The organism is Daejeonella sp. (genome assembly GCF_049655485.1).
In the GTDB taxonomy this organism is placed as follows: Bacteria; Bacteroidota; Bacteroidia; order Sphingobacteriales; family Sphingobacteriaceae; genus Daejeonella.
In genome coordinates, this window is the sequence record NZ_JBASJU010000365.1 from 1 (window position 1) to 18586 (window position 18586).

Below are 18586 nucleotides of genomic sequence, written 5' to 3' on the forward strand. Positions count from 1 at the left end.
GAAGGAAATTCCCAGGCAGCCTGGAGGACAGACCCGAAAAAATCTGGCAAAAGTGGCAGCATGGGCGATATAGGGACACACGCTGCCCATCTGGCGGAGTACATATCCGGACTTAAAATCACAAAGATATGTGCCGACCTTAACATAGTTGTTGAAGGACGCCAGCTTGATGATGATGGAAACGTGCTTTTAAATTTTGACAACGGGGCTAATGGTGTGTTAATGGCCTCGCAAGTAGCTGCTGGTGAAGAAAATGCGTTAAAAATTCGGCTATACTGTGAAAATGGTGGTCTGGAATGGGCACAGCATGAACCAAATACTTTATTGGTAAAATGGCTCGACAGGCCAACTGAAATACTAAGGGCCGGAGCCGGATACACCGACAGGCTTTCAACTTATGCCACTCATAATTGCCGTACACCGGGAGGACATCCGGAAGGTTATCTGGAAGCTTTCGGCAATCTTTACAGGAATTTTGCACTTACCCTGTCAGCAAGAATAGATGGAACAGAAGCATCACCAGAAACACTAGATTTTCCATCCGTGGAGGAAGGGATCAGAGGGATGGCGTTCATCGATAATGTCGTAAAAAGTAATGCGAGCAGTGAAAAATGGACCGACTATACAATTTAATAGATAGCAGATATGACAACAATTAAAGGACCGGGAGTATTTCTAGCTCAATTTATAAGCGATGAGGCGCCCTTCAATAGTCTCGAATCTATTTGCAAGTGGGCAAAAAGCCTTGGTTTCGTCGGTGTTCAGATACCAACATTAGATCCTCGTTTTATCGATCTTCAAAAAGCTGCTGAAAGCAAGACCTATGCCGATGAGATCAAAGGAATAGTAAATTCATGCGGACTAGAAATTACAGAACTTTCAACACACCTGCAGGGGCAATTAGTAGCTGTCAATCCAGCTTACGATCAGCCATTCGATGCGTTTGCACCTAAGAATCTTCAAAACAATCCAAAAGCCAGGCAGGAATGGGCGGTTCAGCAAATGAAATATGCTGCGACTGCTTCTAAAAATCTTGGCCTTAATGCTCATGCAACCTTCAGTGGTTCGCTGCTTTGGCATATGTGGCACCCATGGCCGCAAAGGGCAGATGGTTTGGTCGATTTGGCATTCACAGAATTAGCCAAACGCTGGATGCCTATCCTGGATCATTTTGATAAAGAGGGTGTAGATGTGTGTTATGAAATACATCCGGGTGAGGACCTTTTTGATGGGATAACTTATGAGATGTTCCTGGAAAAAGTAAATAATCACCCACGTGCCTGCCTTCTGTATGATCCTTCACATTTTGTCTTGCAGCAACTTGACTACATTCAATACATTGATCATTATCATGAACGTATCAAAGCATTCCATGTTAAAGATGCAGAGTTTAATTCTACTGGAAAACAAGGGACTTTTGGCGGTTATCAAAGCTGGGCAAATCGCGCTGGGCGATACCGCTCGCCAGGTGACGGACAAGTAGACTTTAAAAAGATTTTCAGCAAACTAACCCAATACGATTATACTGGCTGGGCGGTAATGGAATGGGAATGCTGCATTAAACATCCCGAAGACGGTGCCAGAGAAGGATCTGCGTTTATAAAAGATCATATAATCCGTGTTACTGAAAAAGCCTTTGATGATTTTGCAGGTGGAGTTAGCAATGAAGAAGGCAATCGTCGGATCTTAGGAATATAAAATAAAACAGTACATTGGTGATGCTGTTAAACTTGTATAGATAATAAAGACACAATGAAAAAACTAGCCTTAATACTTGGAATTTGCAGCGTCATCGCAGCGTGCAGCAATAGCGAAACGAAATCAACCGACAACACATCTGCGGGGGCAGATCAGGCCGCCACAGCACAACAGTCGAACGTTGATACCAATGTGAATAATATTGGAACGAGCTCCACTGGCACTACCGGGGCAGAACTGATAAAAAAGAGTGATTGCCTTAGTTGTCACAAGGAAGATGTGAAACTTTTAGGCCCGGCTTATCAGGATGTGGCTGCAAAATACCCTGCCACCGAGGAAAATATTGAACTCCTTGCAGGAAAAATTATTAAAGGAGGCTCAGGCAATTGGGGAGATATTCCAATGGCACCGCATCCAACAATTAGCGAAAATGATGCAAAGGAAATGGTTAAATATATATTATCGTTAAAAAAGTAAATTATGAGATTTTTAAGTTTGACAATTATTGCAGCAGTCCTTTTAACAGGATGCGGAACCGGAAAAAATTCAATGAGCAGCACCAGCGGCAAAGGCTGGCAAAAGCTTTTTGATGGTAAAACAACTTCCGGATGGCATACTTATGGCAAAACCACTGCTGGAGCGAAATGGAAAGTTGAAGACGGAGCATTATTTCTGGATGCTGCGAACAAAACTCCCGGACAAGGAGGTGACCTGGTTACGAATGAAGAATTCACCAACTATCACTTGAAGCTTGAATGGAAAATCGCTAAAAATGGCAATAGCGGGATCATTTTTAATGTTAAAGAAGATCCAAAATACAATGCTACTTATACTACTGGACCAGAAATGCAGGTTCTCGACAACGACGGACATCCTGACGCTAAGATTACCAAACACCGTGCAGGTGATCTATACGATCTGGTAAAAAGCCGCGTAGAGAATGTTAAACCTGTCGGCGAATGGAACACCTCTGAGATTATTATGAATGATGGTGCTCTCGAACTAATACAAAATGGCGAATCAGTTGTAAAAACCACCATGTGGGATGATAACTGGAAGCAAATGGTGGCAGGAAGTAAATTCAAAAACTGGCCAGCTTTTGGAATTTACAAAACCGGCAGAATTGCACTGCAGGATCATGGTGATAATGTTTGGTATAGGAATATATCTATAAAGAGGCTTTAAATTCGTTAAAGAGCCTTATACTAATAGGTGAAAGGGGAAAGGGGAAAGGTGAAAACAACTCGTTATTAATAGGATTTGTTTTTTCCTGGGGATTGAATTTCATACTGAAATAGTTATACTGGTTATCGAATAAGAGATGCTCTCGTCGTTTTAACACTACTCGAGAGCATCTTTATTATTTAGTGCAATCTGGTATAATATCTGAAAATTGTTTCTCGGAGAGATAGTTAGAATCCTTAAGTAAATTGAGCCAGTATTTGCATTCTTTACCTCTTTTAAAGCTATATTCTGCTTATTGAGGAAATCAGGTCGAGATTGGGCATGTTCAGCTTCGTAAATCAAAGCTCCAGGGGCTGTACCACTTCTCAAAAGCTGCTTTGACAAAACAAACTCTTTCTTTATTTCATATAAATATTTGCAAAGATCAATGATCTTTAATGCAAACGCATAACTCTTAATTTGAATTAAACTCTTAGCCATTAGGAAGGAAGCTTATTTATCCTAATATACTAAGCGTTGGGAATATTGACTATAGCACTTATTTAAAGGCATGATCAACCTATTGATCGGCTTCACCTTCCACCTATCACCTTTCACCTTTCACCCTATTGCGATTTCCCCCGACCAAGCACCTCAATAACTGACTCCACCCTTTCATTACGCACCCCATAAATCACATCATATAAATTAACAATCGGATCACAATGCGGTGGGATGATCTCGAGCTTCTCTCCTACTATGTAGGATTTATTCGATTTCTCAAAGGTAATTACCCCATACTCGTCGGCTGCAGCAATGTAGTTATAATCCGGTTCGCCGAGGACTAGCGGACTGGGTTGGTTTAGAGTGAAGGCCTTTGAACCGGAATCAGTTGTGAGACGGCCGGGGTGATAATTGTTAAGAATAGTAGTCATTACAGTAAGCGAAGGCTCAAAGTCATCAAATACTTTCTCATTGTTTGCACCTCCGATTTCAATATACTGGCGATCCATAAACACATAACTTCCCACTTGCACATCCGTAAATCCGGGCACAACGCTCATAATATCATAAGTGCCAGTTCCGCCTCCGCTGAAAATCTCCATATTAAGGCCAGCAGCCTTCATCAACTCATAGGTCCTGACAATCGGCTCATATGTTTTCAGAGCCTGAGCCTGTCGTTCTTTAAATCCGACAACATGCTGTACGGTCCCGTCATAGGCAAGTATACCGCAGAATTTAAGATTCGGCATTTTGTCGATCATGTGCGCCAGAGCTAATGCAGGCTCACCAGGTGCCACGCCCGATCTTTTAATGACATCAATATCAAGTACGACGTCAGCCACAATGCTAGCTGCTTTAGCTGCATCCTGGAGATCCTGGATATTCTGAGGATTATCCACCGCCTGTATAAAGCCATTATGCTTCTTCCTTAAAGCCATTGACTTAACAATCTTAGAAGCAGTTACATTTACCGTGGTCAGGAGCACGCTATCGATCCCGTTCTCCAGCATAACTTCTGCTTCACCAAGTTTGGCAGCGCAAACACCAAGGGCTCCGGCAGCGATCTGCATTTTTGCTATGGCAGGCGATTTATGCGTTTTAATATGCGGACGAACACCGACACCAGTTCCCTGCAAACGCGTATGAACTGCTTTGATGTTTCGCTCCATTTTATCCAGGTCGACAACTAATGCCGGCGTATCCAAGTCCCATTTCGATTTACCAATTGATTCTTTTTCCTGGATCATATTTAATTTTTGAATGTATGAAGGGTCCTTTAACTGCCGGCTGCTACTCGATAAATCTAGTATTAATTCATATCAAACCGATTTATGAAAGGTATAAAAGTTCAAGTGCAAGCTTTGAAAGTGAAAGTGACACGGTTATAGGTATACTCAAACACCGCTCATCCTATACTCAAACACCGCTCAACCTATACTTAGACACCGCTTGTAGTACACCTGATGTCCACTGCAACACCGGCTCAGGTATTGTTCAGGTATTGTTCAGGAATGGTTCAGAAATGGTTCAGTACCGCTTCGGAACCGGTTCAGAACCGGTCGAACGATACTCGAACACCGCTTTGCAGGGCAAAGGAGATTGAGTTTGTGCCGCTTGAAAAAGTGTATAATCTGAAATTTATTCCGAAATGATCAAAAAATAATTCTTTTTCCCTTTTTGAACAACCAGGAATCGATCATTTATAAGATCGGATCCCGAAAAAGAATGTGTAGAGTCATCCACTTTTTGTTTATTCACAGAAACTCCACCCCCGGTTATCATCTTCCTTGCCTCTCCCTTTGATGGAAAAATAGAAGTTTTCTCAGCCAGCAGATCAGTTAGATTGATTCCTTCAGATAAGTCAGTTTTGGATATAGTAAATTGAGGAAGTCCTTCAAATACCTCTAATACTGCTTCGTTGCTCAATCCATTAAGAAACTCTAATGAACCGCCGCCAAAAAGGAATTCTGATGTTTTTAACGCCGTTTGTAGAGCTTCTTCAGAGTGGCTGCGAATGGTTATTTCTTCAGCCAGAGCCTTTTGCAGGATTCTCAAATGCGGTGCCTTGTCGTGCTCATGCTCAAGCGCCTCGATCTCTTCTTTTGTTTTTAATGTAAAGATCCGTATCCAGCTTTTTGCATCGTCATCCGTAGTATTTAACCAGAATTGGTAGAATTTATATGGTGAGGTCTTTGCCGGGTCTAACCATACTGCACCACTTTCTGTCTTACCGAACTTTGTCCCATCCGCTTTCTTAATCAACTGGGTTGTAATCGCGTAAGCTGTACCACCGGCTTTACGCCTGATGATTTCTGTTCCTGTTACGATATTTCCCCATTGATCGGAGCCACCCATCTGCACCAGACAGTTCTTTTCTTTCCAGAGATAGTAAAAATCGTATCCCTGGACTAGCTGGTAACTAAACTCAGTAAATGACATTCCGGTTTCGCCTTCCAGCCGCTTCTTTACAGAATCCTTGGCCATCATATAATTAACCGTCAGATGCTTGCCCACGTCGCGGATAAAATCAAGGAAAGTGAAATTCTTAAACCAGTCGTAATTATTAACCATCTCAGCACTTTTAGCGCCACAATCGAAATCAAGGAATTTCTTCAACTGAGCTTCGAGGCAGCTCACATTATGATTAAGTATATCTTCAGAAAGCAGGTTTCGTTCGGCAGACTTCCCTGAAGGATCTCCCACCATTCCAGTAGCACCACCCACCAGAGCGACTGGCTTATGTCCGGCGCGCTGGAAATGAATCAGGGTCATAATTTGAGTAAGATGACCAACATGTAGTGAGTCGGCTGTGGGGTCAAAGCCAATATAACCGGAAGTCAGGCCTTTATTCAATTCTTCTTCGGTGCCAGGCATGATATCGTGCAGCATTCCCCGCCAGCGTAATTCTTCTACAAAATTCATTGAAATTATCGTTTTGCCTGCAAATATAACAGAATTGGCAACACCCCTGCATGTCAAAATTTTCGTAAATTTATTGGATGGAACGTTTCTAAGCAACGTAGCGTATTAGTATAGACTTCGGGTTTAAATTATATGAATTTCTTGTCCCATTTTTATTTTGACAGATACAATAACGATCCAAACATAGTGTTGGGAACGGTTTTGCCCGATCTGGTGAAAAATGCAAGGAAAGACTGGAATTTACGGCCCGAAAAAAATGAAGCGCTTTTTCTCGGGCTGACCGAAAAATCCATTCTTAAAGGGTGGAAGCGCCATCTGGCGGTAGATCGGCATTTCCATAATTCCGGCTTTTTTATAAAGCATACGAATGCGATGCGAAAGGCAATAGCACCGGTGCTGGTCCACTCGCCGGTAAGACCATCGTTTGTAGCCCACATTGCCCTTGAAATTATGCTGGACAGCATTTTGCTGACGGAAGACATTATTGATCCCAGCGACCTTTACACCAACCTTCGTCTTTCTGACCGTTCTGCCCTCAAAAGCTTTTTCCAACTAACCACCATGGACGATCCAGTCCATTTTTTCAAGTTTTTTGACAATTTTATTGAAGTAAATTACCTTGGAAGTTACCGGGAAGCTCATAATATAATGTATGCCATTAACCGGATCTGTATGCGCATTTGGCCCGAACCACTAAATGACACTCAACTCCTGCAGCTAAGTTCGATCTTGCTGGCTTATCATAACGAACTACAGAGGGGGTATATGGAGATTTTTGAGGAAATCGAGAAGGTAGTGGATAGGTGAAAGGTTAAAGGTGAGAGTTGAAAACGGAAAACGGAAGGCGAGTTGAAAACTGAAAACGGAAGGCTAGTTAAAAACCTAAATTGAACGGCCCCGAATTTGATGACAATCTGCATAGAGATTCAACTTTCAGTTTTCAGTTTTCAGCTTATTAAAATTAACTTCGTAAAATGTCCCCTTCCCAAATCCAAAACCGCATAGAATCCCTCGTCAAAGAGCTGAACATCCATAATTACAACTATTATGTTCTGGCACATCCTTCTATTTCAGATTTTGAATTCGATAAAAAATTAGAGGAACTTTCTGCTTTGGAAAAGGAATATCCCGAATACCAGGATCCCGATTCTCCAACGCAAAAGGTGGGTGGTGATATAACTAAGGAGTTCCAGACGGTAAAGCACAAGTGGCCGATGCTTTCTTTGGGAAATACATACAATGAGCAGGACCTTAAAGAGTTCGATGAACGAGTGCGCAAAGCGATTGGTGACAATTTCGAATATGTATGCGAACTGAAGTTTGATGGCTTATCTATTAGCCTGACTTACGAAAACGGGAAATTACTTAGAGCGGTAACCCGTGGTGATGGAACACAAGGCGATGATGTAACTACAAATGCCAGAACGATACAGACTATACCAAAAACCATCAAAGGAAGCGGGTATCCCGAAATGTTCGAGATTCGCGGTGAAGTTTTTATGCATAAGCCCGCTTTTGAGCGCCTGAATACAGAGAGGCTTGAAAATAACGAGGTTCCCTATGCTAACCCGCGTAACTTCGCTTCAGGGACATTAAAAATGCAGGATTCCGGTGAAGTCGCAAAGCGTCCGCTCGACTGCTTCCTGTATTTTCTTTATACGGATAAGCGTCTCTATAATACTCATTGGGAAAGCATGGAGGCTGTAAAAGACTGGGGATTTCACATTTGTGAGCACAACACTCTTTGCAAGAACATCGAAGAAGTACTTGACTTCGTCCATCTCTGGGAAGAAAAGCGTTTTGGCCTGAGTTATGAAATCGATGGTATCGTCATTAAAGTAAATAACTACAGCCAGCAGCAGGAACTTGGGTTTACCGCGAAATCGCCACGTTGGGCGATTTCTTATAAATATAAAGCCCAAGAGGTTGAAACTATACTTGAAAGAGTAAGCTACCAGGTTGGACGGACTGGTGCAGTGACGCCTGTAGCGAACCTCAAACCAGTCCTGCTCGCAGGCACCACGGTTAAGCGGGCTACCCTTCATAACGCAAATGAGATCCTCCGCCTCGATCTCCATGAAGGAGATACGGTACTCGTGGAAAAAGGAGGAGAAATTATTCCGAAAATTATTGCTGTCAATACCATTAAGCGACGGGCGGGTGCAGCACCTATCGTTTATCCGGAAGTATGCCCTGAATGCGATAGTAACTTAGTACGACAAGAAGGAGAAGCCGTCTTCTATTGTCCGAATGATGAAGCCTGTCCCCCACAGATTGTTGGAAAAATGCAGCATTTCATCAGCCGAAAGGCAATGAATATCGAAGGCATTGGGCAGGAAAGTATCGAAGCGTTTTACCGAAAAGGGCTTATAGAACATATCAGCGATCTTTACACTCTTTACGAAAAACGAGATCAGCTAAAACAGCTCGACAGATTTGGTGAAAAATCAATTACAAATATGCTTGAGGGAATTGAATTGTCAAAACAAATGCCCTTCGAAAAGGTGCTCTTTGGCCTTGGGATCCGGTACGTTGGGGAAACCGTAGCGAAAAAACTGGCTGCACACTTTAAAAATATTGACTCGCTGATGAATGCCAGTTTGTTGGAATTAACATCTGCGGAAGAAATTGGAGAGCGGATTGCAGCAAGCCTTGTGGAATATTTTAGTGAACCACGACATACCGAACAGATTGACAAACTCCGACAACATGGGCTGCATTTTGAAACTTCAGAAACAGTGGTTGAATTGCAAAGCACTAAATTTGAAGGAATGTCATTTATCATTTCAGGTGTGTTCGAAAATTATAGCCGGGATGAACTGAAAGATATAATTGAAGCAAATGGCGGTAAAATATTAAGTAGCATATCCGCTAAGTTAAATTATCTGGTAGCGGGTGATAACATGGGGCCGGCTAAGCTTGAAAAAGCTTTGAAATTAAAAATCCCGATAATCTCTGACTCTGAAATGCTGAAAATGTTGAAATAATCGCAGAAATGCTAAAATAATTGGGCAATCGTTTTAAAATTCGCGCTTATCGTCTTAAATTCGCAAGATTACGCTCGCTTAAACATACCCAGAATGAATAAATTTCACGGAACGGGAGTAGCCATGGTTACTCCATTTAATGCAGATGGCTCAATTGATCATTCGGGGCTTAAAAACATCATTGATTACATAATCGCTGGCGGTGTGGAATACATCGTATCCTTAGGAACAACAGGAGAAGCAGCAACGCTTGGCAGCGACGAGAAGAAAGAGATATGGGAGGTAACTGCTGAACATACTGCAGGAAGAGTGCCTCTTATCGCAGGGATTGGTGGTAATAATACGGCCGAAGTTGTACGTGACCTAAAGAAATTCGACAAAAGTGCTTATGATGCGGTTCTTTCTGTGTCGCCATACTACAGCAAACCTAGCCAGGAAGGTATCTATCAGCATTACCAGGCAGTTGCGGAGGCTTCTGATCTTCCCGTCCTCTTATATAATGTTCCAGGTCGGACTGGCATGAACATGACTGCAGATACCACACTTCGTCTGGCACATGATTTTAAAAATATCATCGGGACCAAAGAAGCTTCCGGAAGCTTTGACCAGTTCAATATCATCATTCGTGACAAGCCGGAAGATTTTCTGTTCATTTCAGGAGATGACGCCATAGCTCTACCCCTTATTTCGGCTGGAGCAGTGGGAGTTATATCTGTTATTGGAAATGCCCTGCCGGGGATTTTATCAACAATGGTTAGAATGTGCCTGGATGGCAAATTTATAGAGGCCCAGCCTCTTCATTACAGCCTCATCGAATTCACCAGCTTATGCTTCGCCGAGGGAAATCCCGGTGGAGTTAAATCAGCCCTTAACTTGTTGAAAATATGTGAGGACAACCTTAGATTGCCTCTTGTTAAGGTAGGTTCAGATACTACTTCAAAGATAGAAAACGAGCTTAAAAAGCTTCACCTTATTTAATAGAAAAGCCCGTCCTCACTATATGAGAACGGGCTTTAAATGTCTTTCTGCATTTATTATTTCTTAGCTTTTGCAGCTTCTTTGTTTTTAGCTTCCTGAACTTCAAGTCGGATAGCTTGAGCAAGGTTCTTAAGATCCTGCATTCCTTTTCTTACGCGCGTACCAGCTGCGCTGTTAGCCTTGTTGTAGAATTTGTCAGCATCTGCTTCCAGTGATTCGAATAAACTTTTTGCTTCTTGGAATTTTTTCATGTTTGTACTACTTTAGTTGTGAGGTTAGTATGATTACTATTAGCTAATGTATAATGTTTTTTCCTAAAAAAAAATATTTGAAATAAATATAATCATGCGTTTTTAGCGTATTTTTCCACATTTATGGAGTTTATCAACAATAAAACTAGGATTTGCCAGGCTAAAATGTTTTATTTCAGCTAGTTACAAATTGCTTCAAATAAAAAGTGCCCTTAATTAGTACTAAGGGCACTTTTTTTATTACAGCAATATTTAAACCTTTGCCAGATTTTTTTCCTTGTAATGGCCTTTCTTCAGTTTGACCGCAAGTTCGCTATAGGCATCTAAGGTGCGATTCACGTCCTCTATGGTGTGTAGAGCTGTTGGGATCAGTCGCAGCATTATTAATCCTTTTGGAATAACAGGATAAACTACAATCGAACAGAAAATCCCGTAATTTTCTCTCAGGTCCATAGTAATTGCAGTTGCTTCCGCTAATTCGCCTTCAAGAAACACAGGGGTGACCATCGTATCTGTCACACCTATATTGAATCCTCTTTCCTTTAAGCCTTTTTGCAGTGTGGTAGCAACTTCCCATAGCTTTTCTCTCAACTCCGGTTTGCTTTTTAATAGTTCAAGGCGTTTGCGTAAACCTACTACCATTGGCATCGGAAGTGATTTAGCAAATGTTTGAGAACGCATATTATAACGAAGGAAATTTGTGATCTCCTCAGTCGAGGCTATAAAAGCACCTATTCCTGCCATTGACTTGGCAAAAGTCCCAAAATATATATCAATACCTTCTATACATCCTTGTGCTTCATGAGTTCCCGCACCGGTAGCTCCCATAGTACCGAAGCCGTGTGCATCATCAATCAATATCCGGAAATTAAACTTTTCTTTCAGGTCAACTACATTTTTCAGCTTTCCCTGGGCACCCGACATCCCGAATACACCTTCTGTTATTACAAGGATTGCTCCTCCGGTGTTTTCAACCCATCGTGTCGCACGTTCCAATTGCTTTTCAAGGCTCTCCATGTCATTATGCGAGTAAACAAAGCGTTTTCCCGGGTGCAGACGAACACCATCAATAATACATGCATGAGACTCTGCGTCGTATACAATCACATCGTGTCGGTCAACTAAAGCGTCGATTGCAGACATTATTCCCTGATATCCATAGTTAAGAAGGAATGAATCTTCTTTACCAACAAACTCAGCGAGCTCCTTTTCCAGGGCTTCATGATTGCTTGAATTACCTGACATCATTCGTGCTCCCATAGGGTAGGCAAGACCGAATTCGGCAGCTCCTTCGGCATCAGCCTTCCTAACTTCCGGATGATTTGCAAGTCCGAGATAGTTATTAAGACTCCACACCAGGTGTTCCTTCCCCCTGAATTTCATGTGAGGAGCAATCTCACCTTCCAACTTTGGAAATGAAAAATAACCATGCGCCATTTTGTGGTGCTGGCCCAAAGGACCCATATTTTTCGAAATTTTATCAAATAAATCCAAATCTTATAGTATTAAATGTTTGCGTATTGTTTGCGGCAAAGTTAAGATTTACCGGCCTGATTATCAAAAGCTAATTAATTAGCATGTAATAATAATGCCATAAAACAAAAAAGCCTTTATTCGCAAAAGGAATAAAGGCTTTTTCATGTATTCCGGCCCTTAATCTACATTATCATGCAGAAAAGAATTATTTGGGCGGATCTCAGTTATCCCATCTTCTGTACTTAAAGTGAAGCGTGACACCTGCGACTCAGAAGAATGAGGAACATCCTGCAACGACATTTGCTTGCGTTTATAAGCGGGCTCGTTTTCAAGCTCCTGCAAGCCGTTACTTGTACGCAGCTTCATGCTCAAATCTTTCAAGCGAAGAATTCGTTCTTTGGATTTCCTCAGCTGCTCTTCGATTGATTCATCAGTTTTATTCTCATCGGGGTTCGGAACCTGTGCTTCTTCCTCAACCCAGGTTTGCACAGGTGGTAAATTTTCTTCCCTGACAGTTTCGGCCTTAAAAATCAGCTCTTCGGTTTTAATCTCAAATTCGAATGACGGTTCTGGCTTCACACTATCAGCAGGTATCTCATCATTCAGCGTATGACGTACATAATCCGGTTCCGGGGCTTTAACTTCTTCCACTTTAGGCGAACTCTGGAAATAACCGGCGAAAAGGTCGACCTGGCTTTCCTCTTTTTTAAGTACGGGCTCCAATACTTCCTCGACTTTAGGTGCGATAAAAGTATTTTCGTGGACGGGTCTCACAAGCGGAGCCTGTTCTGGTGTCAGCAATGACACTTTACGGACCTGGCTCTTCTCCACTTCGCGCTCCTCTTTAGTCTGAAATCCGGTGGCTATGATAGTTACAGATATTTTCTCACCCAGTCCTTCATCAGAACAATTTCCCCATATCAGATCTGCAGCAAGCCCCGCTTCCTGCTGGATATAGTCAGTAATAATACTAACCTCATCCATAGTAACCTCTTTATCCCCTGAGCTGATATTTAAAAGTATATAACGAGCCCCTTCGATCTCATTGTCTTTAAGTAAAGGGGATGCTAATGCACCCTCCACCGCTCTCAAAGCCCTGTTTTCTCCTTCAGCAGCATAACTCCCCATTATTGCAACACCGCTCTCTTTCATCACCGTGCGCACATCTTTGAAGTCGACGTTGATATAACCCGGTATGGTAATAATTTCAGCGATGCCTTTTGCGGCAGTGGTGAGTATATTGTCTGCCTGTGCGAATGCGGATCCAAGGGTAAGGTTGCCGAAGATCTCCCGAAGCCGGTCGTTGGAAATAACCAAATACGAATCAACGTATTTCTTAAATTCATCTAAACCTTCTTCTGCCTGGATTTTCCTGCGTTTTCCTTCAAAAGAAAACGGAGTGGTTATGATACCAACGGTTAAAATATCCATTTCCTTCGCCGCTTTCGCGATGATAGGACTGGCACCAGTTCCGGTTCCACCGCCCATTCCGGCGGTGATAAATAGCATCTTGGTATTGCTGCCAAGCATACGCTTTATATCGTCAATATTTTCGATGGCGGAATTCTTTCCAACTTCAGGAATTGACCCGGCACCCATACCTTCTGTAAGGCTGGCACCAAGCTGAACTTTATTAGGTATCGGACTCAGTTCCAATGCCTGGGCATCTGTATTACAAATGATGAAATCAACACCTGTAATCCCTTGGCGATACATGTGGTTCACAGCGTTTCCGCCGCCCCCACCAACACCGATAACTTTTATGATCGATGATTTTTCTTTTAACATTTCAAACTGCATATCTCTTATCAGTTAGGTAAATCTTTGTTTCTGACAGTTCCTGCCGTAATATTAGCTATTTATCCACAGAGGTTATCCACATTTGTTAGATATGTGGGAAACTCCGCACTTTGTGGATAATTAACGGATGTAATCCTCATCCTTGATATCATCTTTGATGAATTTCGCTCCTGAAGCTAAAATTTTCTCAAAAAGGCCAAAGCTCTTTTTTGCCTTATCAGCGACCGGGATTTTCTCCTCGGAAACACCAGTCCGTTTTCCTGATTCTTCATTTTGCTCAGCCTTCTGAATACCTTTTATAAGAAGTCCAATACCGGTAGCAAACATAGGGCTCTTCAGCTCGTCATAGGTCTGCTTAGGAAGAACCTCATTCTTAGCGAGATGCTCATTTGGATAGCCGATACGACTATCGAGGCCCGTTACATACTCTACTAGTTGAGGTAAATGTTTAAGCTGTGCTCCGCCACCAGTGATAACAATTCCAGCGATAAGTTTTTTCTCATATCCTGAAGATTTAATTTCATAGTAGACATGCTCGATAATTTCTTCCATTCTGGCCTGTATAACGAATGCCAGGTTCTTAACTGAAATCTCTTTCGGCTCTCTGCCGCGTAGCCCCGGCACACAGATGATTTCGTTTTCTTTATTTTCCTCAGCCAATGCTGATCCGAAACGTGTCTTTAATAACTCAGCCTGGTTGCGCATAACCGAACATCCCTCACGGATATCTTCAGTAACGCTATTCCCTCCGAACGGAATAACTGCCGTATGGCGAATAATTCCTTCGTGGAAAATTGCAAGGTCGGTAGTACCACCGCCAATGTCGACCAAAACAACCCCGGCTTCTTTTTCTTCATCGCTCAGCACCGATTCAGAAGAAGCAAGTGGTTCGAGGATCAATTCCTGCGTTTCCAAGCCTGCATTGCCAACGCATTTTATAATATTCTTAACAGCACTGACATGTCCGGATATAATGTGAAAGTTCGCTTCGAGACGCACACCTGCCATGCCAATAGGATCTTTAATACCCGGCTCATTATCTACAGTGAACTCCTGTGGAAGGACATGGATGATTTCTTCACCCGGAGGCATTACCAGCTTATACATATCTTCGATAAGCTTATCAATATCCTTTCTCTGGATCTCGGTATTAAGATCTTTCCTTGTAAGGATCCCTCTATGCTGAAGGCTTTTGATATGCTGGCCCGCGATGCCAACGTTTACGATCTTTACATCCACATTAGACTGGGCGCTTGCTTCTTCAACTGCAAGCATAATACCCTGCACAGTTTTTTGAATATTTGAGACCACACCGCGGGTTACTCCCGCAGATTCGGCTTTTCCCATACCAAGAATTTCTATCTTTCCATGTTCGCTTCTGCGCCCCACGGTAACGCAAATCTTTGTAGTACCGATGTCAAGGCCTACTACTATTGGTGAATTTTTGGCTGAAGCTGAGTTACTTTTGTCCATGTTATGTGCATTAATTTAAGGTTGAATCCAGTTTTGTTACAAGTGTGGTATCGCCTGGCCGTTTTATTTCGACCGGGGCAACAGCAGCACTATCTATAATATTTTTTTCGCAAATGATCTGATTGGCGTATTTAAGATTGATTGTCTTATAGGTATCCCAGCCCACTTTTGGTATCGCTCTTTTATAGAACACGAGCAGGTTCCGAAACTTCGTGTCTAAAGAATCTGCTGTGCCCAAAATTATTTTGTGATCCCCAACACGAGGTACTATTTCGATATCCCCCTTAAGGCTTACAAATAGCTGCTCTACCTGATCGTTCCACAGTGTATCCTGACAAATGAACTTAGCCATCCGGAAAAGGTCGCGTGCCATTTGGGATGAAAGTGTATCGACCTTACCTGAAAAATCTTCATCAATCAAACCGTTAGCTACCAATACCCTTGCAGTATAATTATCTGACATGGGTATTTTGAAGCCATTCTCATCAATGTAGAAATTGACGTTAGCCATGTTAATTATCCTGATCAAAGGTTTACGCTGACGAACATCTACATGTATAACACCGTTCATGTCGGCGAAAACCTTTGCATATTCGATAAAAGGATTAGCCTTTAATAAACTTTCCAGCTTATGTATGTTTATATCATCCAGGTTCCTGCCAACCAGAACTCCGCTACTCTCAAGGAGTATCCGGTCAATCTCGTCACGTTCAATCAAGTTATTATTCCCGGGAAGCATCACTTTCAGGTCCGTACATTTCTGCGTATTCTTCTTGACACTAATGAAACTCATTAGCACAAGGAGCCCGCTGAGACACACCGCCCATGTGAAACAGTATAGAATAAGTTTCCAGTTGATCTTTTTAAGCATTTTCAAGTGCTTTTTTTAGGGGTTCAATTAAAGTGTCGATGTCTCCCGCACCAACTGTCAATAAAAGCTCAGGTTGCTCCTTCCTAACATAATCAATAACTTCACTCTTGCTCATTATGCGTTTATTTGCCAGGTCTATCTTATTTAAGATCATTTCAGAATTTACGCCCTGTATCGGCAATTCCCTTGCAGGATAGATATCAAGCAGAATCAGTTCATCCGTCATACCCAGAACTTCCGCGAAGCCTTCAGCAAAATCCCTTGTCCGTGTGAACAAATGCGGCTGAAATACAGTAGTTAGTTTTCTATCAGGATACAGGGTTTTAACTGCCTTTATACAAGCACGCAGCTCCTCAGGATGATGGGCATAGTCATCTATATAAACATGGCCCTCGTTCCTGACGATATATTCAAAACGGCGTTTCACTCCTTTAAAATTGCCAAGGGCCGTCCGGATTTTATCGGGGTCTATCCCCAGCTGAAGTGCCACTTCAACGGCCGCAACAGCATTCTCAATGTTATGAAGTCCTGGCAAGGCCATTTCTATGTTCTCGATAACTAATTGTCCGTTTTTGAAATCAAAGTGAAAATTTCCGCTCTCCACACGAACATTAACTGCCTGAACATCTGCCACGGCATTTGCAGCGTAGGTCTGACCGCTCTGTAGATCGAGCCCCTTTCTGAACAAGAGCTTCCCGCCAGACTTTAACTGAGAGGTAAATTGCTTAAAAGAGTCTACCAGGTGGCTTTTATCTCCATAGATGTCAAGATGATCTGCATCCATTGAGGTCACGATGGCAATATCCGGATGCAAGGTTAGGAAAGAGCGATCAAATTCGTCGGCTTCCACTACCATAGTATTATTATCACCAAACAATACGTTGCTGTTATAATTGGTCGCTATTCCTCCAAGAAATGCTGAGCAATCATACCCACTATCTTTTAAAACATGAGCAATCATACTCGTAGTGGTAGTCTTACCATGTGTTCCAGCCACCGCAATAGTGAACATACCCTTACTTAAAATGCCGAGCACCTCCGAGCGCTTTTTAAATGCAAATCCGCCCGACTTAAAATGGTTTAATAAAGGCGAATCTTTAGGAACTGCCGGAGTATATATAATCAGGGTATTAGGATCCTTTTCCTGGAAACTCAACGGTACATTATCGACTTCGTCATGAAAAACGACAGGGATTCCCTCATTCATTAAAGCAGAAGTTAACGGAGTACAGGTTTTGTCGTAACCGCAAACAAGGCAGCCCCGTTTCTTAAAATATCTGGCAAGGCCACTCATTCCAATCCCGCCAATTCCTATTAGGTAAACCCTCTTAATATTTTCTAACTCCATTTCTGTTAATTCTTTAGTTAGCTATCTTTAATATTTCTCTGGCAATAACTTCGTCTGCATCAGGCAATGCCATCCTGCCTATATTTTCCGATAATTTCTCACACTTTTCATTATTCTTAAGCAAAGCGAGCGCAATGTCCACCAAATTCTGTTCAGCTTCTATGTCCCTAACCAAAATCGCAGCATCGTTCTTTACCAATGCCATTGCATTTTTAGTTTGGTGATCTTCTGCAACATTAGGAGATGGAACAAGTATCACCGGCTTTTTAACGACATACAATTCCGCAATTGTTCCTGCCCCAGCCCGCGAGATTATTACATCAGCTGCAGCATAAGCGAAATCCATTTTTTGAAGGAATTCGGGAACTTTTATATTAATGTGTTCTTTTCCAATTAACTGCTGGGTAAGTGACTCGTGATAATACTTTCCTGTTTGCCAGATAAGCTGAACATCTTCAGCTACGATTTTATCAATCCCGGCAAGCATACATTTATTAAGTGTGCCAGCACCGAGGCTTCCGCCTGTTATCAAAATTGTCTTCTTATGGGGAGACAATCCGAAAAACTCAAAAGCAGCTGCCCGTTTGCCTTCAATTTCTACTGTATCCTTACGTATCGGGTTGCCGGTTATTAAGATCTTCTCCTTAGGAAAAAACTGCTCCATTCCCTGGAATGCCACACATATTTTGGCTGCATGTTTACCTAATTTTTTATTGGTTATCCCGGCATAAGAATTTTGTTCCTGTATCAGGTACGGTATTTTCATTAGTGATGCCGTATACAACAGCGGGCCCGATGCATAGCCTCCAACACCAACCGCTATATCCGGTTTAAACTCTTTTATTATACTTCTCGAGCGGATCAGGCTCATTACCATTTTATAAGGCAGCAGGATGTTCTTTAATAAGGATTTTCTTTGAAAACCCTGAATATCCAACCCGGTGATTTTATATCCGGCCGCGGGAACCTTTTCCATCTCCATTCTGCCGTTCGCTCCCACAAAAAGTATTTCAATGTTCGGAGATATTTTTTTAAGTGCATTAGCAATTGCCACAGCCGGGAATATATGTCCCCCTGTGCCGCCACCGCTTATTATCACTCGCTTCTCCATATT

At 42.3% G+C, this 18586-nt stretch carries 18 protein-coding genes; 8 read left to right on the forward strand and 10 right to left on the reverse strand.

Annotation, left to right across the window (positions count from 1 at the left end):
* The 4 genes from WBJ10_RS14795 to WBJ10_RS14810 form a co-directional block, all read left to right on the forward strand.
* Positions 1–633, forward strand: a 633-nt coding sequence (locus tag WBJ10_RS14795; protein ID WP_424291638.1) for a Gfo/Idh/MocA family protein, incomplete at its 5' end; no start/stop codon positions are given.
* A gap of 12 nt (positions 634–645) precedes the next feature.
* Positions 646–1698 (forward strand): sugar phosphate isomerase/epimerase family protein, encoded by a 1053-nt coding sequence (locus WBJ10_RS14800; RefSeq protein WP_424291640.1) that lies wholly within the window; start codon positions 646–648, stop codon positions 1696–1698.
* A 54-nt stretch (positions 1699–1752) separates the two neighbouring features.
* Entirely contained in the window at positions 1753–2175 is a 423-nt protein-coding gene (locus WBJ10_RS14805; protein WP_424291642.1) for a c-type cytochrome, read from the forward strand.
* Between the two features lie 3 nt (positions 2176–2178).
* A complete protein-coding gene (locus tag WBJ10_RS14810) occupies positions 2179–2883 on the forward strand; it encodes a 3-keto-disaccharide hydrolase (RefSeq protein WP_424291644.1) in 705 nt (234 codons plus the stop codon).
* Between the two features lie 156 nt (positions 2884–3039).
* On the opposite strand, the gene WBJ10_RS14815 is transcribed toward WBJ10_RS14810, so the two are convergent.
* Positions 3040–3363 carry a four helix bundle protein gene (locus WBJ10_RS14815; protein WP_424291646.1) on the reverse strand — a complete coding sequence of 108 codons (324 nt, stop codon included), beginning with the start codon at positions 3361–3363 and terminating at the stop codon, positions 3040–3042.
* A 125-nt stretch (positions 3364–3488) separates the two neighbouring features.
* Positions 3489–4613 carry a DSD1 family PLP-dependent enzyme gene (locus tag WBJ10_RS14820; protein WP_424291648.1) on the reverse strand — a complete coding sequence of 375 codons (1125 nt, stop codon included), beginning with the start codon at positions 4611–4613 and terminating at the stop codon, positions 3489–3491.
* Positions 4614–4630: 17 nt separating this feature from the next.
* Between WBJ10_RS14820 and WBJ10_RS14825 the strand changes: the two genes are divergently transcribed.
* Positions 4631–4969 (forward strand): hypothetical protein, encoded by a 339-nt coding sequence (locus tag WBJ10_RS14825; protein ID WP_424291650.1) that lies wholly within the window; start codon positions 4631–4633, stop codon positions 4967–4969.
* Between the two features lie 35 nt (positions 4970–5004).
* Here WBJ10_RS14825 and tyrS read toward each other — a convergent pair whose 3' ends face one another.
* Positions 5005–6288 carry a tyrosine--tRNA ligase gene (gene tyrS / locus WBJ10_RS14830; protein ID WP_424291652.1) on the reverse strand — a complete coding sequence of 428 codons (1284 nt, stop codon included), beginning with the start codon at positions 6286–6288 and terminating at the stop codon, positions 5005–5007.
* 132 nt (positions 6289–6420) lie between these two features.
* Here tyrS and WBJ10_RS14835 point away from each other — a divergent pair, with 132 nt between their 5' ends.
* The 3 genes from WBJ10_RS14835 (at position 6421) to dapA (ending at position 10253) form a co-directional block, all read left to right on the forward strand.
* Entirely contained in the window at positions 6421–7095 is a 675-nt protein-coding gene (locus tag WBJ10_RS14835; RefSeq protein WP_424291654.1) for an ACP phosphodiesterase, read from the forward strand.
* 167 nt (positions 7096–7262) lie between these two features.
* Positions 7263–9275, forward strand: a complete 2013-nt coding sequence (gene ligA, locus WBJ10_RS14840; RefSeq protein WP_424291656.1) for an NAD-dependent DNA ligase LigA — start codon at positions 7263–7265, stop codon at positions 9273–9275.
* 93 nt (positions 9276–9368) lie between these two features.
* Positions 9369–10253 carry a 4-hydroxy-tetrahydrodipicolinate synthase gene (gene dapA / locus WBJ10_RS14845; RefSeq protein ID WP_424291658.1) on the forward strand — a complete coding sequence of 295 codons (885 nt, stop codon included), beginning with the start codon at positions 9369–9371 and terminating at the stop codon, positions 10251–10253.
* Between the two features lie 56 nt (positions 10254–10309).
* On the opposite strand, the gene WBJ10_RS14850 is transcribed toward dapA, so the two are convergent.
* The 7 genes from WBJ10_RS14850 to murG form a co-directional block, all read right to left on the reverse strand.
* Positions 10310–10504 carry a histone H1 gene (locus tag WBJ10_RS14850; protein WP_424291660.1) on the reverse strand — a complete coding sequence of 65 codons (195 nt, stop codon included), beginning with the start codon at positions 10502–10504 and terminating at the stop codon, positions 10310–10312.
* 252 nt (positions 10505–10756) lie between these two features.
* Positions 10757–11998 carry an aminotransferase class I/II-fold pyridoxal phosphate-dependent enzyme gene (locus WBJ10_RS14855; RefSeq protein WP_424291661.1) on the reverse strand — a complete coding sequence of 414 codons (1242 nt, stop codon included), beginning with the start codon at positions 11996–11998 and terminating at the stop codon, positions 10757–10759.
* A gap of 159 nt (positions 11999–12157) precedes the next feature.
* A complete protein-coding gene (ftsZ, locus tag WBJ10_RS14860; protein WP_424291663.1) occupies positions 12158–13780 on the reverse strand; it encodes a cell division protein FtsZ in 1623 nt (540 codons plus the stop codon).
* Between the two features lie 120 nt (positions 13781–13900).
* A complete protein-coding gene (gene ftsA, locus WBJ10_RS14865) occupies positions 13901–15253 on the reverse strand; it encodes a cell division protein FtsA (protein WP_424291665.1) in 1353 nt (450 codons plus the stop codon).
* A 10-nt stretch (positions 15254–15263) separates the two neighbouring features.
* The gene (locus WBJ10_RS14870; RefSeq protein ID WP_424291667.1) at positions 15264–16124 is read right to left on the reverse strand and encodes a cell division protein FtsQ/DivIB; all 861 of its coding nucleotides are present in this window, start codon (positions 16122–16124) and stop codon (positions 15264–15266) included.
* Positions 16117–17472 (reverse strand): UDP-N-acetylmuramate--L-alanine ligase, encoded by a 1356-nt coding sequence (gene murC / locus WBJ10_RS14875; protein WP_424291669.1) that lies wholly within the window; start codon positions 17470–17472, stop codon positions 16117–16119. Before murC ends, WBJ10_RS14870 begins: the two co-directional genes overlap by 8 nt.
* Before the next feature lie 13 nt (positions 17473–17485).
* On the reverse strand, positions 17486–18583 hold the full coding sequence (gene murG, locus WBJ10_RS14880) for an undecaprenyldiphospho-muramoylpentapeptide beta-N-acetylglucosaminyltransferase (protein ID WP_424291671.1): 1098 nt from the start codon (positions 18581–18583) through the stop codon (positions 17486–17488).
* Between the last annotated feature and the right edge of the window lie 3 nt (positions 18584–18586).